The organism is Aquipseudomonas alcaligenes NBRC 14159 (assembly GCF_000467105.1).
Taxonomy (GTDB): domain Bacteria; phylum Pseudomonadota; class Gammaproteobacteria; order Pseudomonadales; family Pseudomonadaceae; genus Aquipseudomonas; species Aquipseudomonas alcaligenes.
Genome location: NZ_BATI01000027.1, coordinates 82769 through 103981 on the forward strand (window position 1 = coordinate 82769; position 21213 = coordinate 103981).

Sequence of the window (21213 nt, forward strand, 5' to 3'; positions counted from 1 at the left end):
ACCCGCCCTACGGGGGCTTAGCGCCGTCCGAAGATGATCATCGACACCCCGACCAGCACCGCCGCGCAGGCCATGCCGGCGGACAGGCTCAGGCGTTCGTCGAGGATCAGGTAGCCGAGCAGCAGCGCCACCACCGGGTTGACGAAGGCGAAGGTCGACACCAGGCTCGGCTTCACTTCGCGCAGCAGCCAGAAATAGGCCGGGTACACGCCGAGGCTGACCGGCAGCACCAGGTAGGCCAGCCACAGCCAGCCCTGCACGGACAGCTCGCCGAGCTGCAGGGCCTGCCAGTCGTCATGCCAGAGCCCCAGGCCACCCAGCACCACTGCGCCGATCAGCATCTGCAGGCCCAGCCCGGTGGCCGGCGAGGCAAAGGGCGCGCGCTGGCGCAGCCACCAGGCGCCGATGGCCCAGAGCAGGGTGGCCAGCAGCACCAGGGCGCCGGACAGCCATTGCATGGGGCCGGCCGCTGCGCTCAGGCCGCCGCCCATCAGCAGGACAATGCCGGCGCTGGCGATGGCCAGGCCAAGCACTACCCAGAGTGGCGGGCGGTCCTGCAGCAGCCACTCCAGCAGCACGCTCCACAGCGGCAGCGAGGCATAGAGGATGGCCAGCATGCCGGTCGGCAGGTGCTGGTTGGCGTAGATCAGAGCGCCCTGACCGACGGCGATTAGCAGCAGGCCGCCGATCAGCGCACCGCCCCAGTCACTGGCTTGCACGCGCAGGCCGCCGCGCGCCGCTACCCACAGCAGGGCCAGCAGGCCGGCCAGGCAGAAACGCAGGGTGCCGATGACGAAGGGTGGCAGTTCGCGCAGGAGGAAGTGATTGGCCAGGTAGGTGGTGCCCCAACCGATATAGATGACGAGAAAGGCGCCGAGCAGCAGGAACGAGCGGTAACGCGAGGCAGGCATGGTGCAACCAGAAGCATGAGGCGGCGGGCTCAGTGTGCCGCGCCACCGGTGGCGCCGGCGGGCAGCCTGCGGGTCAGCAGCACGGCGAGCATGCTGATGGCCAGGGCAATGCCGACGAAATGGAAGGCGTCATTGTAGGCCATGATCGCGGCCTGCTGATGTGTGATCTCGCTGAGCTTGCCCAGCGCCGCCTGTGAACTGCCAAGCTGCTCGGTGAGCAGGACCAGGCGTTCGTCCACTTGCGGGTTACCCGGTACCAGGGCCTCGCGCAGGTAGTCGAAGTAGGTCTTGGCGCGGCTGTCGAGCAGGGTGGCGAGCAGGGCAATGCCGATGGCGCCGCCGAGGTTGCGCAGGATGTTGAACAGGCTGGAGGCGGAGCCGGCGTCCTGCGGCTGGATATAGGCCGTGGCGATCAGCGAGATGGTCACCATGATCATCGGCTGGCCGAGGGCGCGGATCAGCTGGATATGGTTGAACTGCTCGCCGGCGAAGTCCGGATTGAGCGTGCCGGAGAAAAAGCTGGAGGCGCCGAACAGGGCGAAGCCGATGGCGCACAGCCACTTCGGCGAGATTACCTTCATCAGCTGCGGTACCAGCGGGATGAGGAACAGCTGCGGCAGGCCCATCCACATGATCACCTCGCCGATCTGCAGGGCGTTGTAACCCTGGATCTGCGCCAGGTAAAGCGGCAGCAGGTAGATCGAACCGTACAGGCCCAGGCCCATGCCCAGGCTGGAGATGCTGGTGAGGCCGAAGTTGCGCTCGCGCAGAATGCGCAGGTTGATCAGCGGGTTGTCGCGCGACAGCTGCAGGATGACGAACAGCACCAGGCAGACGGCCGCCACGCTGCCCAGGCCGACGATCAGGTTCGACTCCAGCCAGTCCTTGCGATGGCCTTCCTCGAGGAACACCTGCAGGCAGCCCAGGCCCAGGCCCAGGGTGACGATGCCGGCATAGTCGGTGCTCTTCAGCAATTCCCAGTGCGGCGCCTTCTTCTCCAGGCCGTACATCAGGCCGGCGATCATCAGCAGGCCGGGTGGCACGTTGATATAGAAGATGTATTCCCAGCCCCAGTTCTCGGTGAGCCAGCCGCCCAGGGTCGGGCCGATGGAGGGCGCGAAGGTGGCGGTAATGGCGAACAGCGCCATGCCCTTGGCCCGGTGATGTTCGGGCAGCTTGATCAGGGTCATGGTGAAGGCTAGCGGGATCAGCGCGCCGCCGGTGAAACCCTGCAGGGCGCGGAAGGCGATCATGCTCTCCAGGCTCCAGGCCATGGAGCAAAGCAGCGAGGAGATCAGGAAGCCGACCGACACCCACACCGCCAGGCGCCGGGCCGAGAGCAGCTGCACCAGCCAGGCGGTGAGCGGGATCATGATGATCTCGGCCACCAGGTAGGAGGTGGAGATCCACGAGCCTTCCTCCAGGGTGGCTGACAGCGCGCCCTGGATGTCCTTCAGTGAGGAGTTGGTGATCTGGATATCCAGCACCGCCATGAAGGCGCCGAGCATGGCGCTCATCACCGCGATCCAGTCGCGCCGGCTGGGCTCTCCCTGTGGGCGCAGCAGTTCGTCAGCCGCCATGCTGGGCGTCGCTGGCGATGTCGACCTGCACTTCCACCGACATGCCCGGGCGGATCTTGCCGGCCAGCGGGTTGTCGGCGGCGAAGGTCAGCTTGACCGGAATGCGCTGCACCACCTTGGTGAAGTTGCCGGTGGCGTTGTCCGGCGGCAGCAGGCTGAACTGCGCACCGGAGGCGGCGAACAGGCTGTCGATGCGGCCCTCGATGGGCGTGTCCGGATAGGCGTCGAAGATCAGCTCGGCGCTCTGGCCGACCTGCATCCGGCCGATCTGGGTCTCCTTGAAGTTGGCCTGCACCCAGATGGCGTCGTTCGGCACGATCGACAGCAGGTAGGCGCCAGCCTGCACCACCTGGCCTTCACGCGCCGAGCGCTGGCCGATGGTGCCGCTGATCGGCGCGTGGATCTCGGTGCGCGCCAGGTTCAGCTCGGCCTGGGCGATTTCCGCGCGGGCGTTGGCGATCTGCGCTTCGAGGCGCTTGATGTCGGCCTGCAGGGCATCCACCTGCTGGCGCTGGGCAGCCAGGTCGGCTTCGGCCTTGGACAGCTGCGAGCGGGCCACGCGGCTGTCGGCGGACAGGGTGGTGACCCGTTCTTCGGAGACATAGCCCGGCTTGCGCAGGGTCTGCGCGCGCGACAGGTCGATCTGGGTGCGGCTCAAGGTGGCCTGCCCGGCGGCCACATCGGCCTGGCTGGCGGCGATCAGGCTGGCCTGCTGGTCCAGGCGGCTTTGTGCCTGCGCCAGTTCCGCCTCGCGGGTGGCCAGGGCGGCGCGGGCGCGCTCCAGAGCCAGCTGGAAATCGGCGGCCTCCAGGGTCAGCAGCAGCTGGCCTTTTTCCACGTGCTGGTTGTCCGCCACCAGCACCTGCTCGATACGCGCGCCCAGCTGGCTGGAAACCCGGGTGATCTCGCCCTGTACGTAGGCGTTGTCGGTGCTTTCGTGAAAGCGCCCGACCAGCAGCCAGTGGCCGAACAGGCCAGCGGCGATCAGGGCGAGGAGGGCGACGAAGACGGACAGACGGCGTTGTAACTGGGCGGACATGGCGAACTCGAACGACTGGCAGAGTGTAAGCAAATTTAACAGTGTTGCCGTTAAGTAAGTAGCCGGTAGAATTCGCAAACTTTGTTGCTTATGGGGAACAATAATGGGGCTGGATGATGCCTTGATCTTCACTCGCGTGGTGGAGTGCCACAGCTTTACCCAGGCTGCGCAGAGCCTGGGCATGCAGAAGTCCACGGTGAGTCGGCGCATAGCGCTGCTGGAAGAGCGTCTTGGTGTGCGCCTGCTCAACCGCACCACGCGCAAGCTGCGCCTGACCGAGGTGGGGCAGGCCTATTACGAGCGCTGCCGGCAGATCATGCTCGACTTCGCCGAGGCCGAGCAGGCGGTGATGCAGTTGCAGCAGGCGCCCTCTGGATTGCTGCGGATCACCGCGCCCATCGAGTTCGGCCAGCTGTTTCTGGGGCGGGTGCTGGGCGAGTTCATGCGCCAGTACCCGCAGATCAGTGCCGAGGTGGAGCTGACCTCGCGTGATGTCGATCCGCTGGAGGAGGGCGTCGACATTGCCATCCAGGTCGGCCAGCCGCGCGACTCGACGCTGATCGCGCGCAAGCTGTTCGAGAGTCGCCGCCGCCTGTGCGCCAGCCCGGCCTATCTGGCCCAGCACGGCACGCCGCGCACCGTTCAGGAGCTGGCCGGGCATCGCGCCCTCCACCTGCCGGTGGATTCCCCGCGACACTGGCCGCTGCTGGGCGAGAACATCGCCTGCCAGCGCGTGCTGGCCTGCAACAACATCACCCTGGCGCGCGAGGCGGCGCTGGCCGGTGCCGGGATTGCCGCATTGCCGGTGATGATCTCCGAGGCAGCGGTGCAGGACGGGGAGCTGATCGAGTTGTTGCCCGAAGCGCGCCTGCCGACTGGCGAGCTGTATGCGGTGTACCCGTCGCGGCGTTTCCAGGCGATGAAGGTCAAGGCCTTTCTCGATTTCCTCATCGCCAGCCTGCCGCAGGCCGGGCTGCTGGAGCCGGCGGGCGCCGGCCTGCTAACATCGCGCCTTTGAACCACTCCTTCGTTTCCGAGACTTGTCATGACCAAAGTCCGCACCCGCATTGCGCCGTCGCCGACCGGTGACCCGCACGTCGGCACTGCCTACATCGCCCTGTTCAACCTGTGCTTCGCCCGCCAGCACGGCGGCGAGTTCATCCTGCGCATCGAGGACACCGACCAGCTGCGCTCGACCCGCGAGTCCGAGCAGCAGATCTTCGACGCCCTGCGCTGGCTGGGCATCGAGTGGAACGAAGGTCCGGACGTCGGCGGCCCGCACGGCCCGTACCGGCAGAGCGAGCGCGGTGCGATCTACAAGAAGTACTCGGACGAGCTGGTCGCCAAGGGCCATGCCTTCCCCTGCTTCTGCTCCGCCGAGCGCCTGGACCAGGTGCGCGCCGAGCAGATGGCGAAGAAGGAAACCCCGCGCTACGACGGCCACTGCATGCACCTCGCCCCGGATGAGGCGCAGCAGCGCATCGCCGCCGGCGAGTCGCACGTGGTGCGCATGAAGGTGCCGAGCGAGGGCGTGTGCGTGGTGCCGGACATGCTGCGCGGCGACGTGGAGATCCCCTGGGATCGCATGGATATGCAGGTGCTGATGAAGGCCGACGGCCTGCCCACCTACTTCCTGGCCAACGTGGTCGACGACCACCTGATGGAGATCACCCACGTCCTGCGCGGCGAGGAGTGGCTGCCGTCGGCGCCCAAGCTGATCAAGCTCTACGAGTACTTCGGCTGGGAGCAGCCCAAGCTCTGCTACATGCCGTTGCTGCGCAATCCGGACAAGTCCAAGCTGTCCAAACGCAAGAACCCCACCTGCATCACCTTCTACGAGCGTATGGGCTTCATGCCCGAGGCGCTGCTCAACTACCTGGGCCGCATGGGTTGGTCGATGCCCGACGAGCGCGAGAAGTTCTCCCTGGCCGAGATGATCGAGCACTTCGACCTGTCGCGCGTCTCGCTCGGCGGGCCGATCTTCGATATCGAGAAGCTGTCCTGGCTCAATGGCCAGTGGCTGCGCGAGCTGCCGGTGGAGCAATTCGCCCAGCGCGTGCAGGACTGGGCCTTCAACCCCCAGTACCTGATGCAGATCGCCCCGCACGTGCAGCAGCGTGTGGAGACCTTCAGCGACATCGCCCCGCTCGGCAGTTTCTTTTTCAGCGGCGGCGTGCAGCTCGATCCTGCGCTGCTGGCGCACAAGAAGCTGTCGCCGGACCAGGTACGCCAGGCCCTGCAGCTGGTGCTGTGGGAGCTGGAAGCGCTGCGCCAGTGGGACAAGGAGAAGATCACCGGCTGCATCCAGTTCGTCTGCGAGGGTCTCGGCCTCAAGCTGCGTGACCTGATGCCGCTGATCTTCCCGGCCATCACTGGCAAGGCCAGCTCGGTTTCGGTGCTGGACGCCATGGAAATCCTTGGCGCCGACTTGTCGCGCTTCCGTCTGCGCCAGGCCGTCGAGCTGCTCGGCGGTGTGAGTAATGGCGAGAGCAAGGAGTGGAAGAAACTGCTGGAAAGCTTCCGCTGAGCAGGGTTCGAGGGTAAGTGTTTGTTCTTTCGACGAAAAATATTCGAGTCGAATGAAAAATAGTGTTGACAGCATGGGCCCTCGAACCTAATATGCGCCCCGTCCAAGCGACGGGGCTATAGCTCAGCTGGGAGAGCGCTTGCATGGCATGCAAGAGGTCGACGGTTCGATCCCGTCTAGCTCCACCAAATTGCCACCGAATGAATTCCAGCGCATTCGGGTAAATGAAGGATTTGTCCCCTTCGTCTAGTGGCCTAGGACACCGCCCTTTCACGGCGGTAACAGGGGTTCGAGTCCCCTAGGGGACGCCACTTCACGCAGTGCTTGCACTGCACGTCGAGAGACGCAAAATCCGGGGCTATAGCTCAGCTGGGAGAGCGCTTGCATGGCATGCAAGAGGTCGACGGTTCGATCCCGTCTAGCTCCACCAATCACTGACGAGGCCAGCCTAGTGCTGGCCTTGTTCTTCGAAGGTTTTGTCCCCTTCGTCTAGTGGCCTAGGACACCGCCCTTTCACGGCGGTAACAGGGGTTCGAGTCCCCTAGGGGACGCCACTTTCTTTCCGCGTTTTGCGGACTTCAAGGGTCATTCTTCGGAATGGCCCTTTTGTTTTTCTACCTCCCGAATCTTCCCTGACGGCCCGCGACGAGCGGTCGCTAAAGCGGCTTGCGTTATTTGATTATGATCATAATATTAAGACCATAATCTGATGGAGGCCGCCATGCGCGAGAAAAAGGTCAGGACCCGTGGACGCATCCTCGATGCCGCCACCGCCGCGCTGATCCGGCGTGGCCCGCGGGAGCCCAGTGTCGGCGAAGTGATGGGCGCGGCCGGGCTCACCGTTGGCGGCTTCTACGGTCATTTCGAGAGCAAGGAAGCGCTGATGCTGGAAGCCTTTGGCCAGTTGCTCGCGCGTCGTCGGCAACTGCTGCGGCAGCTGGATGACAGCCTGGGTGCCGAGGAGCGCCGGGTGCTCACAGCGGCCTTCTACCTGTCGCGCAAGCATCGCGATGCCGGCACCGATGCCTGTCCGCTGCCGAGTGCGCTGGCTGAGATGGGGCGTTTGCCGGAGCCGTTCCGGGCCGTGCTGACCGAGCATGTCGAGCTGATGGTGGCGGAGCTGGCCGGCAGCCCCGAAGAGGCCGATCAGGTGTTGGCCGACCTGGCCCTGATGATCGGTGGCCTGTCCCTGGCGCGTGCCCTGGGCGATGGCGAGTTGTCCGACCGAGTTCTGCGTGCCGCCAAATCGGCGGTGATGTGAGTGTGCCCGCCTGGCGGGTCGTGAGATGAGGAGACACAAGATGAGTGCTATGAGCTGGATTCGTGGCTTCAACGCCACGGTTGGTCGCCTGGCCCCGGATCTCGCGGCCAGCAAGATGCACCGGGCCTTTCTGACGCCGCGCGAGCTGCCGCCGCGCGACTGGGAGTTGCCGCTGCTGGCGGAGGCCGAGCGCGTCACCCTGCGCTTCGGTTTGTCTGCCTTGCGCTGGGGGCAGGGGCCGGCGGTGCTGCTGTTGCACGGCTGGGAAGGTCGTCCGACCCAGTTTGCCGAGCTGATTCGCGCCCTGGTGCGTGCCGGCTATGGTGTGGTCGCCCTGGATGCACCGGCCCATGGGCGCTCGCCGGGGCACGAGGCCAATGTGGTGCTGTTCGCCCGCGCCCTGCTGGAGGCGGCCGGGGAGCTGCCGCCGCTGAAGGCGGTGATCGGCCATTCGCTGGGCGGTGCCAGTGCCTTGCTGGCGACCCAGCTCGGCCTGCGCACCGAGGCGCTGGTGACCATCGCCGCGCCGGCGCGCATCCTCGGGGCGCTGCGGCGCTTCGCCCACTTTGTCGGGTTGCCCCGGCAGGCGCGGGCGCGCTTCGTGCGCATGGTCGAACAGAGCGCCGGCATGCCGGCCGCGCAGCTCGATGTGGAGCGTTATCGCCTGGATTTCCCCGGGCTGGTGGTGCACGCCGAAGACGACCCCATGGTGCCCTTTGGCGAGGCGCAGAACATTCACGCGGCCTGGCCCGGCAGCCGCCTGCTGCGTCTGGAGCGCGGTGGTCACAGCAAGCCGCTGGGCGATCGGCAGGTGGTCGAGGCGGTGCTGGAGCTGCTTGGCAGCGCCGATCTGCAGGGCGCCGCCGACCGCCGCATACTGGCTGCCGCATCCTGAGTGCCAGGCGCTACGCCGGCACTAACGCGGTACACTCCCTGCCATGTGCCCACCGAGCCGAAGTTGTGCTTCGCGGCCAGTGGGCACCGTCACAGCAGCCAATGCCGTTTGGTGAGGGGGAGATGACATGGGCCTGACGATGGATGTGGTGCTGCAGCGTGCGCGCCCGGTGCTGCCGGTGCTGGTGATCGAGGATTGCGCGCTGGCGGTGGACCTGGCACGTGCGCTCTATGCCGGCGGCGTCGAGGTGCTCGAAGTCACCCTGCGCACGCCGCGCGCCCTGGATGCCCTGGCGGCGATTCGCCAGGAACTGCCGCAGCTGCTGGTGGGGGCGGGTACGGTGATTCATGCCGAGCAATTCCAGGAGGCTCGCGATGCCGGCGCACAGTTCGCCGTCAGCCCGGGTTGCACCGAGCGCCTGGCGGCGGCGGCCGATGACTCGGGGCTGCCCTACCTGCCGGCGGTGATGACGCCTTCGGAAGTGTTGCTGGCCCTGGAATACGGCTACCGCTCGCTGAAGCTGTTCCCGGCCAACGGCAATACCAGCGTGAAGATGCTGAAGAGCTTCAAGGGGCCGTTTACCGGCATCCGTTTCTGCCCCACCGGCGGCATCACCGCGGACAACCTGCTGAGCTTCCTGCGCCTGCCCAACGTGGCCTGCGTCGGCGGTACCTGGATCGCCCCGGACAACCTGATCCGCGCCCGCGCCTGGGACCAGATCACCCAGCTGGCTAGCGAGGCCCGCGCCCTGGCAGCCAGTGTCGAGGTCAAGCCGTGAGCTGGGACCTGCCGACGCCTTTCGTCATCGACCTGCAGGTCGGCGCCGACGACATCGACGGCCTGGGGCATGCCAACAACGCCGTCTACGTCAGCTGGCTGGAGCGCTGCGCCTGGCGTCATTCGCAGCACCTGGGGCTGGACCTGGCCGAATACCGCCGGCTGGACCGCGCCATGGCCGTGCTGCGCCACGAGATCGACTACCTGGCCAGCGCCTACGAGGGCGAGGAACTGCAGATGGCCACCTGGATCGTCGAGTCCGACCACAAGCTGAAAATGACCCGGCGCTTCCAGCTGTGGCGTCCGTCGGACGCCACCACGCTGTTGCGCGCGCAGACCACCTTCGTCTGCATCGAGCTGTCCACTGGCAAGCCCAGGCGCATGCCGGCGGAGTTCGTCGAGGGCTACGGGCAGGCGCTGCTGGAACCCTATCCGCTGCAGCTCTAGTTGAGCAGTGGCGCGAGGAAGGCCGCGCCCGGTTTGACGATGATCGCGAACTGGCGCGTCTCGCCCGGCCCCAGCAGCACCGATTGCGCCGCCCCCGGCCCCTGGCCGCCGCAATAGCCGGCAGAGGAGATGGCCACCGCCAGGCTCACCTGGCCGCTGGGCAGGTCCAGCGCGGTACGCTCGCCGGGGCCGAGGCTTGCCGCCACTTCGCGGTTCACATACAAGTCCACGTTGCAGGCGTTCGGCGCGTTGCTGTCGCGGCTGAAGATCAGCCGACCCGGTTCACCCGGTGCCGGCGCCGGTGGCTGGACCTGGACGCCGCGTGGCAGTGGTTCGGCGGCCTGGGCGAGGGTGCCGAGCAGGCACAGGGCGAGTAGTAAATGGCGCGACATGCGGTTCTCCGTTCGGCTCCTTGTCGTGTGGCCATCTTGCACCAGGCGGGCGGGGCCTTAAACTGTGCGCCCCGTTTTTCCGGACTGTCCCATGCAAATCGCCCTGGCCCCCATGGAGGGGCTGGTCGACGAAATCCTGCGCGATGTGCTGACCCGTGTCGGCGGCATCGACTGGTGCGTCACCGAGTTCATCCGCGTCTGCGACCGCTTGCTGCCCGAGACCGCCTACCACAAGCTGGCGCCCGAACTGGCCGAGGGTGCGCTGACCAGCGCCGGCACGCCGATGCGCGTGCAGCTGCTCGGCTCCGATCCGGTTTGCCTGGCCGATAACGCGGCGTTTGCCTGCAGCCTCGGCGCGCCGGTGATCGACCTCAACTTCGGCTGCCCGGCCAAGACGGTGAACAAGTCGCGCGGTGGCGCCGTATTGCTCAAGGAACCGGAGCTGCTGCACGCCATCGTGCGCGAGGTGCGCCGCGCGGTGCCGGCGCAGATTCCGGTGACGGCCAAGATGCGCCTGGGCTTCGATAGCCCGGACGCTGCCCTGGAGTGCGCGCAGGCCCTGGCCGAGGGTGGCGCCGCGCAGCTGGTGGTGCACGCGCGAACCAAGGTCGACGGCTACAAGCCGCCGGCGCACTGGGAGTGGGTGGCGCGGGTGCAGGACGTGGTGGCGGTGCCGGTGTTCGCCAATGGCGAGATATGGAGCGTCGACGACTGGCGGCGTTGCCGCGAGATCAGTGGTGCCGAGGACATCATGCTCGGGCGCGGCCTGGTCTCGCGTCCGGACCTGGCACGGCAGATCGCCGCGGCACGCGCCGGTGACGAAGTCGTGCCGATGTGCTGGGACGAACTGTTGCCACTGTTGCAGGACTTCTGGCAGCAGGCCCGGCGCAAGCTGGCGCCGCGCTACGCGCCGGGGCGTCTCAAGCAGTGGCTGGCCATGCTCACCCGCAGCTATCCCGAGGCCGTCGCGCTGTTCGCCGAGATACGCCGGGAGAACGATTGCGCGCGTATCGACGCCTTGCTCAAGCCGCTGCAACCCGCCTCTTGAAATCCGCCAGGGCATCCACATCTAGTCGGTGTGGGATGCCGAAGTCGGGTCCCGCGACCAGACACTTGCTGATTATTCAGGAGATGCGCCATGAGCAACGTCCTTTCCCTGGCCCCGCTGTTCCGCCAGTCCGTCGGTTTCGATCGTTTCAACGACCTGTTCGAGTCGGCGCTGCGCAGCAGCGAGAACGGCAGTTCCTACCCGCCCTACAACGTCGAGAAGCATGGCGATGATCAGTACCGCATCGTCGTGGCGGCCGCCGGCCTGCGTGAAGAAGATCTGGAGCTGCAGGTCGAGCGCGGTGTGCTGACCGTCACCGGTGGCAAGCGCGAACGCGCTGCCGAGAGCGTCAGCTACCTCTACCAGGGCATCGCCCAGCGTGGCTTCAAGCTGTCGTTCCGCCTGGCCGACCATATCGAAGTGAAGGCTGCGACGCTGTCTCACGGCCTGCTGAATATCGACCTGGTGCGTGTTGTGCCGGAAGAGGCCAAGCCCAAGCGCATTCCCATCGGCGGCGACAAGCCGGCGCTGCAAGGCTGATCGGCAGCCGCTTGAGAGAAGGGCACCTGCGGGTGCCCTTCTGCATTTCAGCGGCAGCGGTTGGCCTGCAGCAGGTCGTGGAATTCCGCTAGCGGCACCGGCTTGCTGAACAGGTAGCCCTGGTAGTGATGGCAGCCCTGCTGGAGGAGGAACTCCAGCTGTTCGGCCTGCTCCACGCCCTCGGCGATCACCTCCAGATTGAGGCTGCGGGCCATGGCGACGATAGCGCGGATGATCTCGGCATCGTTGGGGTCGCTGGTGGCGTCACGGACGAACGACTGGTCGATCTTCAGCACGTCCACCGGCAGGCGCTTGAGATAGGTCAGCGAGCTGTAGCCGGTGCCGAAGTCGTCCATGGCGAAGCTCAGGCCGAGCTTCTTCAGGCGGCGCATCTTGGCGATGGTGTCGTCGAGGTTATGGATGACGATGCCTTCGGTGATCTCCAGCTTGAGCATGCTGGCCGGCAACTGGTTCTGCTGCAGGCAGCGCTCCACCCGTTCGACGAAGTCGTTCTGGCGGAACTGCCGCGGGCTGATATTGACGCACAGCTGGAAGGTCTCGCGGCTGACCAGGCCGTCGCGCATCAGGCGCGCGCCGGCATGGCAGGCCTCGCTCAGGACCCAGCCACCGACTTCGAGGATCAGCCCGCTTTCCTCCAGGACCTGGATGAAGTGAGCGGGTGACTGCATGCCCAGGGTGGGGTGGCTCCAGCGCAGCAGCGCCTCGGCGCCGACCACGCTGCCGTTGCGGGCGTCCACCTGGGGCTGGAAGTACAGCTCGAACTCGCCGCGGGCCAGCGCCAGGTGCAGGTCGTTCTCCAGGCGCAGGCGCTCGCTGGCGGCTTCCTGCATGGACTTGCGGAACATCTGGATGGTATTGCGCCCCGAGTCCTTGGCCCGGTACAGGGCGATATCGGCGCGCTTGAGCAGGTCGGTGGGGTTGTCGCCGTGGTCCGGCAACAGGGCGATGCCGATACTGGGCGTCACCTGCAGGCGGTGGCCATCCAGCAGCATGGGTTCGGCCAGCAGGCTGCGCAGCTTTTCCGCCACCTGGCGAACCTGGCGGGTGATTTCGGCGCGCTTGCCCTCCAGGCCGGAGATCAGCACCACGAACTCGTCGCCGCCCAGGCGTGCCACCGTGTCTTCCTGGCGCACGCTGGCCTCCAGGCGGGCGGTGACCATCTTCAGCACGGCGTCGCCCACCGGGTGGCCGAGCGAGTCGTTGATGTGCTTGAAGTGATCGAGGTCGAGAAACAGCAGGGCGCCATGCAGATCGTGGCGCTTGAGCAGGGCGATCTGCTGGATCAGGCGGTCCATCAGCAGCGCGCGGTTGGGCAGGTTGGTCAGCGGGTCGTGGTAAGCCAGGTGCTGTACCTGCGCCTGGGCCTCCTTCAGCTCGCTGATGTCGCGCGCGGTCAGTAGCAGGCAGGGCGTGCCGTTGAGCTCGATCGGCTCGACCGAGACCTCCACCAGCTGCAGTTTGCCGCTGCGGTGCTGGCCATGCATCTCCAGGTGGTAGACACGGCCGTCGCGGATGATCGCCTCGACCATCCGCTCCCGCTCCTGCGGGTTGGCCCAGACCTGCAGTTCCTTGGCGGTGCGGCCAATGACTTCTTCCGGGCGGTAGCCGGTCAGGCGGCAGAAGCCCTCGTTGACTTCGATGAAGCGGCCGCTGTCGCGCTCGGTGATGGTGATGGCGTCCGGGCTGGAGTGGAACGCCTTGGCGAACTTCTCCTGGCTGGCCTTGAGCGCGGCCTCGGCGGCCTGGCGCTCGGTGATGTCGCGAAAAGTGGTGGTGATGCACAACTGGCGGTCGACGCGAATGAAGCGGCTGGACACCACGCAGGTCAACTGATGGCCGCCCTTGGTGCGAAAGCGCGCGATCTCGTTGTTCAGGCCCTGTTCGCGGCTCAGTTTGGCGAACAGCTCGTCACGCTGGCGTTCGTCGACCCAGAAGCGCAGCTCCGGGGCGCTGCGTCCGACTATCTGCTCGGGCTGCCAGCCGAACACCTGGCAGAAGCTGGGGTTGACCTCGATGAATACGCCATCGCGGATGCGCGACACGCAGATGGGCTCCGGGCTGGCCTGGAACAGGGTGACGAACTTCTCCTCGGAGGAGGCCATGCGCTGCTCGCGCTGCACCCGTTCGGTGATGTCGAGCAGGATGCCGGTCATGCGCAGGGGCTGTCCGCTGGCATCGCGGTGCAGCTTGGCGGTGCTTTCCAGGCAACGGTTTTCGCCGTTGTCCAGGCGGATGCGGTAGGTCACCTGGTATTCGCGTTGCGTGCCATCGAGTATTTCCCGATAGGCCTGGCGCATCTGTTGTTGATCCTGCTCCGGCACCCGGCGGAAGAACTGGCTGAACTCGCCATGGAAAGGTTCGGCGGGCAGGCCGTGCAGGCTGGCCGCACGCTCCGAGCCGTACAGCGTGCCGCTGGGGATGTGCCAGTCCCAGGTGCCGAGGTTGGCCGACTCCAGGGCCAGATTGAGGCGCTCCTGGCTTTCGCGCAGGGCCTGTTGCTGCTGTTGCTGTTCGGTGATGTCGCGGATCACGCCGAAGACCTGCGTGTGGCCGTTGGCGTCGGTCCGCGGCCGGCCGCTGATCTCCAGCCAGTGCAGGCTGCCGTCGGGCCAGCGGATGCGATGGCGCAGGGCTTCGGGAATCGGCTGGCCCTCCAGCACCTGCTGAAACAGCTTCTGCACCTTGGCGCGCTCTTCTGCGGGGATCAGCTCGATATAGTCGACCTGCCGTTGCAGGGGATGCTTGGGGTCCAGGCCGAACAGGGCCTGGGCGCCGCGCGACCAGCTGACCCGGCCGCTGTCGATGTCCCAGTACCAGGCACCTAGGTGCGCGCCGTTGAGCGCCGCGAGCAGGCGCGGGGCATCCTGCCAGGTCTTTTCGAACTCGACCGGGTCCAGGGCGGGTATATGGGGGAAGGGCGGTTGCTTGGGTGGTTTGGACATCGCGTTTCTCGTCCGCCGCTCGGTACGTTTCGCCACCAGCCGGAAGGGGCGCCGTAGAGGGATGCAAGCGTCTTTTTATTATCGTTATGGCGCCACGTTAGCTGCTGCTTTGCTATCTAGGCAAGCGTTGTGCGTCGAGCAGGGCCATGAAGGCGCGCGCGGCATTGGACAGGGTGCGCTCGCGATGCAGGATGTAGCCGAGGCGGCGCTGCAGCTGGATACCGGGTAGCGGCAGGCGCACCACCTGGTCGTCGAGCATGGTGCGTGGCAGCACGCTCCAGGCCAGGCCGATGGAGACCATCATCTTGATCGTCTCCAGGTAGTTGGTGCTCATGGCGATGTTCGGTATCAGCCCCTGGGCCTGGAACAGGCCCTGGACGATGTGATGGGTGAAGGTGTTGCCGCCGGGAAATACCGCCGGGTGCAGCGCCACGTCGGCCAGGGTCACCGCGCCGTTGCGCGCCAGCGGATGCTCGGGGGCGGCGACGAAGTCCAGCGGGTCGTCCCACACCGCTACCGCGTGCACCGGCTCGCGGGGCTCGGGGGCCAGGGTGATCACCGCCAGTTCGGCGCGGCCGTGGAGGATCTCTTCATAGGCCACTTCCGAATCGAGAAACTGGATATCCAGCGCCACCTGTGGATGCTGACGGGTAAAGGCCCGCAGCAGCGGCGGCAGGCGATGCAGGCCGATATGGTGGCTGGTGGCCAGGGTCAGGCGGCCGCTCACCTCGCCGTTGAGGTTGGTCAAGGCGCGACGGGTATCGTCCAGTACATTGAGGATCTGATAGGCCCGTGGCAGCAGGGCGCGGCCGGCCTCGGTCAGGCTCACTTCGCGGCCCAGGCGATCGAACAGGCGTGTGTCGAGCTGCTGTTCCAGGCCGGCGATGCGCTTGCTCACTGCCGGCTGGGTCAGATGCAGGCGCTCGGCGGCCTCGGAGAAGCTGCCGGCTTCGGCGATGGCGATGAAGGCATTGAGGTTGGCCAGGTCCATGGGATTCCGTGTGGCAAGGTGTTTTTTCCGGTTATAGCGCATTGCATTCCCATCAGGAATGCTTCGAATAAAAAATATGAATTGGAGTTATTTGATCCGAATCCCTAGGATCGCCCCATCAGCAGAAGGGTTATCGGCCCTCGCACCGCACATGACCTGATCGAGGACATAAGCAAATGGCCGGCAAGACGCTCTACGACAAGCTCTGGGAAATGCACGAGGTGAAGCGTCGCGACGACGGTTCGTCGCTGATCTACATCGACCGGCAGATCCTCCACGAAGTGACCTCGCCGCAGGCCTTCGAGGGGCTGCGTCTGGCCGGGCGCAAGCCGTGGCGCATCGACGCCAACATCGCCACTCCGGACCACAACGTGCCGACCACCCGCGCCGAGCGCCAGGGCGGCCTGGAAGCCATCGTCGACGAAGTGTCGCGCATCCAGGTGCAGACCCTGGACGAGAACTGCGATGACTTCGGCATCCTCGAATTCAAGATGAACGACAGCCGCCAGGGCATCGTCCACGTGGTCGGCCCGGAGCAGGGCGCCACCCTGCCGGGCATGACTGTGGTCTGCGGCGACTCGCACACCTCCACCCACGGCGCCTTCGGCGCGCTGGCCCACGGCATCGGCACCTCGGAAGTCGAGCACGTGCTCGCCACCCAGTGCCTGGTGGCCAAGAAGATGAAGAACATGCAGGTGCGTGTCGAAGGCCAGCTGCCTTTCGGCGTCACCGCCAAGGACATCGTCCTCGCGATCATCGGCAAGATCGGTACTGCCGGTGGCAACGGCCATGCCCTGGAATTCGCCGGCAGCGCCATCCGTGAGCTGTCCATGGAAGGCCGCATGACCATCTGCAACATGGCCATCGAGGCCGGTGCCCGTGTTGGCCTGGTGGCCGTGGACGAGAAGACCATCGCCTACGTCGAAGGCCGTCCGTTCGCGCCCAAGGGCGCCGACTGGGACAAGGCCGTGGCGCAGTGGCAAGGCCTGGTGTCCGATGCCGATGCGCAGTTCGATACAGTGGTTGAACTGAAGGCGGAAGACATCAAGCCGCAGGTGTCCTGGGGCACTTCGCCGGAAATGGTCCTGGCTGTGGATGACAAGGTGCCGGACCCGGCCGTCGAGGCCGACCCGGTCAAGCGCGACTCCATCTCTCGCGCCCTCAAGTACATGGGTCTGACCGCCAACCAGCCGATCACCGAGATCAAGCTGGACCGCGTGTTCATCGGCTCCTGCACCAACTCGCGGATCGAAGACCTGCGCGCCGCCGCCATCGTTGCCAAGGGGCGCAAGGTCGCCGCCAACGTCAAGCAGGCGCTGGTGGTGCCGGGCTCCGGCCTGGTCAAGGCCCAGGCCGAGAAAGAAGGCCTCGATAAGATCTTTATCGAGGCCGGCTTCGAGTGGCGCGAGCCGGGCTGCTCCATGTGCCTGGCGATGAACCCGGACAAGCTGGGCAGCGGCGAGCACTGTGCCTCGACCTCCAACCGCAACTTCGAGGGCCGTCAGGGCGCCGGTGGTCGTACCCACCTGGTCAGCCCGGCCATGGCCGCGGCCGCTGCCGTGACCGGCCACTTCATCGACGTGCGCGAACTGATCCAGGCCTGAGGAGTTAGATGATGAAAGCCTTTACCCAACACACCGGCCTGGTCTGCCCGCTGGATCGCGCCAACGTCGACACCGACCAGATCATCCCCAAGCAGTTCCTGAAATCCATCAAGCGCACCGGCTTCGGCCCGAACCTGTTCGACGAGTGGCGCTACCTGGATGTCGGCCAGCCCAACCAGGACTGCTCCCAGCGCCCGGTGAATCAGGACTTCGTGCTGAACTTCCCGCGCTACCAGGGTGCCAGCGTGCTGCTGGCCCGCGAGAACTTCGGCTGCGGTTCCTCCCGCGAGCACGCGCCCTGGGCGCTGGACGAGTACGGCTTCCGCACCGTGATCGCGCCGAGCTTCGCCGACATCTTCTTCAACAACAGCTTCAAGAACGGCCTGCTGCCGATCATCTTGAAAGACGAGGAAGTCGACGAGCTGTTCGCCCAGTGCGAGGCCACCGAGGGCTACCAGCTGACCGTCGACCTGGCGGCGCAGACCGTGACCCGCCCGGATGGCAAGCAGTACCGCTTCGAGGTCGATGCCTTCCGCAAGCACTGCCTGCTCAACGGCCTGGATGATATCGGCCTGACCCTGCAGGACCAGGAGGCGATCAGGGCCTTCGAAGCCAAACACCAGCAGAGCAGCCCCTGGCTGTTCGGCGCGATCAAGTGATGTAGGACGGAAAAGCGCATAGCGTTTTCCGTCACCGAATTCGGTGGATAAGGCCGGCGGCCGTTATCCACCCTATAGATAATGAGGGATGTGATGAGCAAGCAGATTCTGGTTCTCCCCGGCGACGGCATCGGCCCGGAAATCATGGCCGAAGCGGTCAAGGTGCTGAACCTGGCCAATGACAAGTACAGCCTCGGTTTCGAGCTGTCCTTCGATGACCTGGGTGGCGCCGCCATCGACCGTTACGGCGTACCGCTGGCCGACGAGACCCTGGAGCGTGCGCGCGCGGCCGACGCTGTGCTGCTCGGCGCCGTTGGCGGGCCGAAGTGGGACACCATCGACCCGGCCATCCGCCCGGAGCGCGGCCTGCTGAAGATCCGCTCGCAGCTGGGCCTGTTCGGCAACCTGCGTCCGGCCATCCTCTACCCGCAACTGGCCGAGGCTTCCAGTCTCAAGCCGGAAGTGGTCGCCGGTCTGGACATCCTCATCGTCCGCGAGCTGACCGGTGGCATCTACTTCGGCCAGCCGCGCGAGAGCAAGGTGCTGGAAAACGGCGAGCGCATGGCCTACGACACCCTGCCGTACAGCGAGAGCGAAATCCGCCGCATCGCCAAGGTCGGCTTCGACATGGCCATGGTGCGCAACAAGAAGCTGTGCTCGGTGGACAAGGCCAACGTGCTGGCCTCCAGCCAGCTGTGGCGTGCCGTGGTCGAGGAAGTGGCCAAGGACTACCCGCAGGTCGAGCTGAGCCACATGTATGTGGACAACGCCGCCATGCAGCTGGTGCGTGCGCCCAAACAGTTCGACGTGATGGTCACCGACAACATGTTCGGCGACATCCTCTCCGACGAGGCTTCGATGCTTACCGGTTCCATCGGCATGCTGCCGTCGGCCTCGCTGGATGCCAACAACAAGGGCATGTACGAGCCCTGCCACGGCTCGGCGCCGGACATCGCCGGCAAGGGCATCGCCAACCCGCTGGCGACCATCCTCTCGGTGTCGATGATGTTGCGCTACAGCTTCAACCAGTCCGCCGCCGCCGATGCCATCGAGCTGGCGGTGAGCAAGGTGCTGGATCAGGGCCTGCGCACCGGCGATATCTGGTCGGAAGGCAAGACCAAGGTCGGTACCGCCGCCATGGGTGATGCGGTAGTCGAGGCGCTGCGCAGCCTGTAATCTTTCCAGCCCCGCCACGCTAGGGCGGGGCTGCTTATCGAGGTACGAGTGTTATGAAACGTGTAGGTCTGATCGGTTGGCGCGGTATGGTCGGTTCCGTGCTCATGCAGCGCATGCTGGAAGAGCGTGACTTCGACCTGATCGAGCCGGTGTTCTTCACCACTTCCAACGTCGGCGGCCAGGGTCCGGCGATTGGCAAGGACGTCGCCCCGCTGAAGGATGCCTACAGCATCGACGAGCTGAAGAGCCTCGACGTGATCCTGACCTGCCAGGGCGGCGACTACACCAACGAAGTCTTCCCCAAGCTGCGCGAAGCCGGCTGGAACGGCTACTGGATCGACGCGGCCTCCAGCCTGCGCATGGCTGATGACTCGGTCATCGTGCTGGACCCGGTCAACCGCAAGGTGATAGACCAGTCGCTGGACGCCGGCACCAAGAACTACATCGGCGGCAACTGCACCGTCAGCCTGATGCTGATGGCTCTGGGCGGCTTGTACGAAGCCGGCCTGGTCGAGTGGATGAGCGCCATGACCTACCAGGCGGCCTCCGGTGCCGGCGCTCAGAACATGCGCGAGCTGATCAAGCAGATGGGCGCCATCCACGGCGCCGTGGCCGATGATCTGGCCAACCCGGCCAGTGCCATCCTCGACATCGACCGCAAGGTTGCCGAGACCATGCGTGGCGAAGGCTTCCCGGTAGATAGCTTCGGCGTGCCGCTGGCCGGCAGCCTGATCCCCTACATCGACAAGGAACTGCCGAACGGCCAGAGCCGCGAAGAGTGGAAGGGCCAGGCCGAGACCAACAAGATCCTTGGCCGGATCAAGAGCCCGATCCCGGTGGATGGTCTGTGCGTGCGCATCGGCGCCATGCGCTGCCACAGCCAGGCGCTGACCATCAAGCTGAACAAGGATGTGCCGCTGGCCGACATCGAAGGCCTGATCAGCCAGCACAACCCCTGGGTCAAGCTGGTGCCGAATACCCGCGAAGCCAGCATCCGCGACCTCGGCCCGACTGCCGTCACCGGTACCCTGAGCGTACCGATCGGCCGTCTGCGCAAGCTCAACATGGGCTCGCAGTACCTTGGTGCCTTCACCGTCGGCGACCAGCTGCTGTGGGGTGCGGCCGAGCCGCTGCGGCGCATGCTGCGCATCCTGCTGGAGCGTTGATCGTTCAGCTGGATTGAGAAGGGCCGGTCTGAGACCGGCCCTTTTTATTTTCCGGGCCGTACGGGTAGAGTGCCGCTCCATGAGGTGTTTCTAGAGGTTTCTCGATGTCCAAGACTGTTGATCTCGCCGTGATCGGCGCCACCGGCACCGTTGGCGAGGCCCTGGTGCAGCTGCTCGAGGAGCGCGAGTTCCCGGTCGGTAACCTGCACCTGTTGGCGGGTGGCGATTCCGCGGGGCAGTCCGTGCCCTTCCGTGGCAAGAATCTGCGGGTGCGTGAGCTTGCTGGCTTCGATTTCACTCAAGTGGGGCTGGCATTCTTCGCCGCTGGTGAAGAAGTCAGCCGGCAGTATGCCGACAAGGCTGTTGCGGCGGGTTGTTCGGTGATTGACCTGAGTGGCGCGCTGGCGCAGGCGTTGCCGATCGTTCCGGAGGCCAATGCCGAAGCGCTGGCGGGCGTGCATGCGCCCTATCTGTTGAGCAGTCCGGCGCCGGCCGCCACCGTTCTGGCTGCCGTGCTGGGGCCGCTGCGCGATCAGCTCGGCCTGCGTCGGGTCGTCCTCAATGCCGCGTTGGCGGTGTCTACTCTGGGGCGTGCCGGTATTGCCGAACTGGCCCGGCAGACTACCGAGTTGCTCAACATGCGCCCGCTGGAGCCGCAGTTGTTGGATCGCCAGGTGGCGTTCAACCTGTTGGCTCAGGTGGGGGCGCTGGAGGAGGGCGGTCATGCCCGACTCGAACGGCGGGTGGCCACAGAGCTGAAGCAGGTGCTGGGTATCGAGGGCCTGAAGGTTTCGGTCAGCTGCAGTCTGGCGCCGGTATTCTTCGGCGATAGCCTGGCGGTCTGTCTAGAGACCGATAAGCCGGTGGATGTGCCGGCTGTCGCTGCCTTGTTGGCGCAGCAGTCCGCTGTCGAGCTGGTCGAAACCGGCGACTATCCGACCGTGGTCGGCGATGCAGTGGGGCAGGATGAGTTGTATGTCGGGCGCCTGCGGGCCGGGCTGGACGATCCGGCGGAGCTTAATTTGTGGATTGCGTCAGATAATGTGCGAAAAGGCTCTGCGCTCAATGCTGTGCAAATTGGTGAGTTGTTGATAAAACACTATCTGTAAAAGATACTTAGCCCCAAATTTGAAGAATTATTCTAGCTTGGCAATACTGTTTTGGTAGTGCGCTGACGGGGAGTCGCTTTCGGGCGGGTGCAGGCAGCGCACTTCAAATCCTCTCGTCCAACGAGAAA

The 21213-nt window shown here is 65.6% G+C and carries 19 protein-coding genes and 4 tRNA genes; 17 read left to right on the forward strand and 6 right to left on the reverse strand.

From position 1 onward, the window contains the following. Positions 1–17: 17 nt before the first annotated feature. From PA6_RS14725 to PA6_RS14735, 3 genes are read right to left on the reverse strand one after another with little or no spacing between them, the layout of a single operon-like run. Positions 18–911 (reverse strand): EamA family transporter, encoded by an 894-nt coding sequence (locus PA6_RS14725; RefSeq protein WP_021701732.1) that lies wholly within the window; start codon positions 909–911, stop codon positions 18–20. 29 nt (positions 912–940) lie between these two features. Next, positions 941–2491, reverse strand: coding sequence for an MDR family MFS transporter (locus PA6_RS14730; RefSeq protein ID WP_021701733.1), 1551 nt, complete (start codon positions 2489–2491; stop codon positions 941–943). After that, positions 2481–3530 (reverse strand): HlyD family secretion protein, encoded by a 1050-nt coding sequence (locus tag PA6_RS14735; RefSeq protein ID WP_043216741.1) that lies wholly within the window; start codon positions 3528–3530, stop codon positions 2481–2483. Before PA6_RS14735 ends, PA6_RS14730 begins: the two co-directional genes overlap by 11 nt. 103 nt (positions 3531–3633) lie before the next feature. Between PA6_RS14735 and PA6_RS14740 the strand changes: the two genes are divergently transcribed. The 10 genes from PA6_RS14740 (at position 3634) to PA6_RS14785 (ending at position 9437) form a co-directional block, all read left to right on the forward strand. Then, positions 3634–4548 carry a LysR family transcriptional regulator gene (locus PA6_RS14740; RefSeq protein ID WP_021701735.1) on the forward strand — a complete coding sequence of 305 codons (915 nt, stop codon included), beginning with the start codon at positions 3634–3636 and terminating at the stop codon, positions 4546–4548. A gap of 27 nt (positions 4549–4575) precedes the next feature. Next, the gene (gene gltX / locus PA6_RS14745) at positions 4576–6057 is read left to right on the forward strand and encodes a glutamate--tRNA ligase (protein ID WP_021701736.1); all 1482 of its coding nucleotides are present in this window, start codon (positions 4576–4578) and stop codon (positions 6055–6057) included. Positions 6058–6169: 112 nt separating this feature from the next. After that, positions 6170–6245: transfer RNA gene (locus tag PA6_RS14750), tRNA-Ala, on the forward strand. Between the two features lie 47 nt (positions 6246–6292). Then, positions 6293–6368, forward strand: a tRNA-Glu gene (locus tag PA6_RS14755). Between the two features lie 43 nt (positions 6369–6411). After that, a tRNA-Ala gene (locus tag PA6_RS14760) sits at positions 6412–6487 on the forward strand. Between the two features lie 48 nt (positions 6488–6535). Beyond that, positions 6536–6611 (forward strand) — tRNA-Glu (locus PA6_RS14765). A 167-nt stretch (positions 6612–6778) separates the two neighbouring features. Further along, a complete protein-coding gene (locus PA6_RS14770) occupies positions 6779–7318 on the forward strand; it encodes a TetR/AcrR family transcriptional regulator (protein ID WP_021701737.1) in 540 nt (179 codons plus the stop codon). Between the two features lie 40 nt (positions 7319–7358). After that, a complete protein-coding gene (locus PA6_RS14775; RefSeq protein WP_021701738.1) occupies positions 7359–8213 on the forward strand; it encodes an alpha/beta fold hydrolase in 855 nt (284 codons plus the stop codon). 127 nt (positions 8214–8340) lie between these two features. Further along, on the forward strand, positions 8341–8991 hold the full coding sequence (locus tag PA6_RS14780) for a bifunctional 4-hydroxy-2-oxoglutarate aldolase/2-dehydro-3-deoxy-phosphogluconate aldolase (protein ID WP_021701739.1): 651 nt from the start codon (positions 8341–8343) through the stop codon (positions 8989–8991). Further along, positions 8988–9437, forward strand: coding sequence for an acyl-CoA thioesterase (locus tag PA6_RS14785; protein WP_021701740.1), 450 nt, complete (start codon positions 8988–8990; stop codon positions 9435–9437). The genes PA6_RS14780 and PA6_RS14785 overlap by 4 nt, the downstream gene beginning before the upstream one ends. Here the strand turns inward: PA6_RS14785 and PA6_RS14790 are convergent. Beyond that, positions 9434–9829 carry a hypothetical protein gene (locus tag PA6_RS14790; RefSeq protein ID WP_021701741.1) on the reverse strand — a complete coding sequence of 132 codons (396 nt, stop codon included), beginning with the start codon at positions 9827–9829 and terminating at the stop codon, positions 9434–9436. The genes PA6_RS14785 and PA6_RS14790 overlap by 4 nt on opposite strands. 91 nt (positions 9830–9920) lie before the next feature. On the opposite strand from PA6_RS14790, the gene PA6_RS14795 reads away from it, so the two are divergent. Both PA6_RS14795 and PA6_RS14800 read left to right on the forward strand, forming a co-directional pair. Continuing rightward, on the forward strand, positions 9921–10877 hold the full coding sequence (locus PA6_RS14795) for a tRNA dihydrouridine synthase (protein ID WP_021701742.1): 957 nt from the start codon (positions 9921–9923) through the stop codon (positions 10875–10877). A gap of 90 nt (positions 10878–10967) precedes the next feature. Next, on the forward strand, positions 10968–11417 hold the full coding sequence (locus tag PA6_RS14800) for an Hsp20 family protein (RefSeq protein ID WP_021701743.1): 450 nt from the start codon (positions 10968–10970) through the stop codon (positions 11415–11417). Positions 11418–11464: 47 nt separating this feature from the next. Here the strand turns inward: PA6_RS14800 and PA6_RS14805 are convergent, their stop codons facing one another. Together PA6_RS14805 and PA6_RS14810 are read right to left on the reverse strand one after the other, a co-directional pair. Continuing rightward, entirely contained in the window at positions 11465–14380 is a 2916-nt protein-coding gene (locus PA6_RS14805) for a sensor domain-containing protein (protein WP_021701744.1), read from the reverse strand. A gap of 112 nt (positions 14381–14492) precedes the next feature. Then, positions 14493–15371, reverse strand: coding sequence for a LysR family transcriptional regulator (locus tag PA6_RS14810; protein WP_021701745.1), 879 nt, complete (start codon positions 15369–15371; stop codon positions 14493–14495). 176 nt (positions 15372–15547) lie between these two features. On the opposite strand from PA6_RS14810, the gene leuC reads away from it, so the two are divergent. From leuC to PA6_RS14835, 5 genes are all read left to right on the forward strand, one after another. Then, positions 15548–16975, forward strand: coding sequence for a 3-isopropylmalate dehydratase large subunit (gene leuC, locus PA6_RS14815; protein ID WP_021701746.1), 1428 nt, complete (start codon positions 15548–15550; stop codon positions 16973–16975). Between the two features lie 11 nt (positions 16976–16986). Continuing rightward, entirely contained in the window at positions 16987–17634 is a 648-nt protein-coding gene (gene leuD / locus PA6_RS14820) for a 3-isopropylmalate dehydratase small subunit (RefSeq protein WP_021701747.1), read from the forward strand. A gap of 93 nt (positions 17635–17727) precedes the next feature. Then, on the forward strand, positions 17728–18810 hold the full coding sequence (gene leuB, locus PA6_RS14825) for a 3-isopropylmalate dehydrogenase (protein ID WP_021701748.1): 1083 nt from the start codon (positions 17728–17730) through the stop codon (positions 18808–18810). 53 nt (positions 18811–18863) lie between these two features. Beyond that, the gene (gene asd, locus PA6_RS14830; protein ID WP_021701749.1) at positions 18864–19976 is read left to right on the forward strand and encodes an aspartate-semialdehyde dehydrogenase; all 1113 of its coding nucleotides are present in this window, start codon (positions 18864–18866) and stop codon (positions 19974–19976) included. Between the two features lie 104 nt (positions 19977–20080). Next, positions 20081–21085 carry an aspartate-semialdehyde dehydrogenase gene (locus PA6_RS14835; protein ID WP_021701750.1) on the forward strand — a complete coding sequence of 335 codons (1005 nt, stop codon included), beginning with the start codon at positions 20081–20083 and terminating at the stop codon, positions 21083–21085. Positions 21086–21213 lie beyond the last annotated feature (128 nt).

Excerpts from the sequence above, each read along its gene's own strand:
- PA6_RS14725 (WP_021701732.1), bottom strand. The coding sequence starts at position 911 with ATGCCTGCCTCGCGTTACCGCTCGTTCCTGCTGCTCGGCGCCTTTCTC.
- PA6_RS14730 (WP_021701733.1), bottom strand. The coding sequence starts at position 2,491 with ATGGCGGCTGACGAACTGCTGCGCCCACAGGGAGAGCCCAGCCGGCGC.
- PA6_RS14735 (WP_043216741.1), bottom strand. The coding sequence starts at position 3,530 with ATGTCCGCCCAGTTACAACGCCGTCTGTCCGTCTTCGTCGCCCTCCTC.
- PA6_RS14740 (WP_021701735.1), top strand. The coding sequence starts at position 3,634 with ATGGGGCTGGATGATGCCTTGATCTTCACTCGCGTGGTGGAGTGCCAC.
- gltX (WP_021701736.1), top strand. The coding sequence starts at position 4,576 with ATGACCAAAGTCCGCACCCGCATTGCGCCGTCGCCGACCGGTGACCCG.
- PA6_RS14770 (WP_021701737.1), top strand. The coding sequence starts at position 6,779 with ATGCGCGAGAAAAAGGTCAGGACCCGTGGACGCATCCTCGATGCCGCC.
- PA6_RS14775 (WP_021701738.1), top strand. The coding sequence starts at position 7,359 with ATGAGTGCTATGAGCTGGATTCGTGGCTTCAACGCCACGGTTGGTCGC.
- PA6_RS14780 (WP_021701739.1), top strand. The coding sequence starts at position 8,341 with ATGGGCCTGACGATGGATGTGGTGCTGCAGCGTGCGCGCCCGGTGCTG.
- PA6_RS14790 (WP_021701741.1), bottom strand. The coding sequence starts at position 9,829 with ATGTCGCGCCATTTACTACTCGCCCTGTGCCTGCTCGGCACCCTCGCC.
- PA6_RS14795 (WP_021701742.1), top strand. The coding sequence starts at position 9,921 with ATGCAAATCGCCCTGGCCCCCATGGAGGGGCTGGTCGACGAAATCCTG.
- PA6_RS14800 (WP_021701743.1), top strand. The coding sequence starts at position 10,968 with ATGAGCAACGTCCTTTCCCTGGCCCCGCTGTTCCGCCAGTCCGTCGGT.
- PA6_RS14805 (WP_021701744.1), bottom strand. The coding sequence starts at position 14,380 with ATGTCCAAACCACCCAAGCAACCGCCCTTCCCCCATATACCCGCCCTG.
- PA6_RS14810 (WP_021701745.1), bottom strand. The coding sequence starts at position 15,371 with ATGGACCTGGCCAACCTCAATGCCTTCATCGCCATCGCCGAAGCCGGC.
- leuC (WP_021701746.1), top strand. The coding sequence starts at position 15,548 with ATGGCCGGCAAGACGCTCTACGACAAGCTCTGGGAAATGCACGAGGTG.
- leuD (WP_021701747.1), top strand. The coding sequence starts at position 16,987 with ATGAAAGCCTTTACCCAACACACCGGCCTGGTCTGCCCGCTGGATCGC.
- leuB (WP_021701748.1), top strand. The coding sequence starts at position 17,728 with ATGAGCAAGCAGATTCTGGTTCTCCCCGGCGACGGCATCGGCCCGGAA.
- asd (WP_021701749.1), top strand. The coding sequence starts at position 18,864 with ATGAAACGTGTAGGTCTGATCGGTTGGCGCGGTATGGTCGGTTCCGTG.
- PA6_RS14835 (WP_021701750.1), top strand. The coding sequence starts at position 20,081 with ATGTCCAAGACTGTTGATCTCGCCGTGATCGGCGCCACCGGCACCGTT.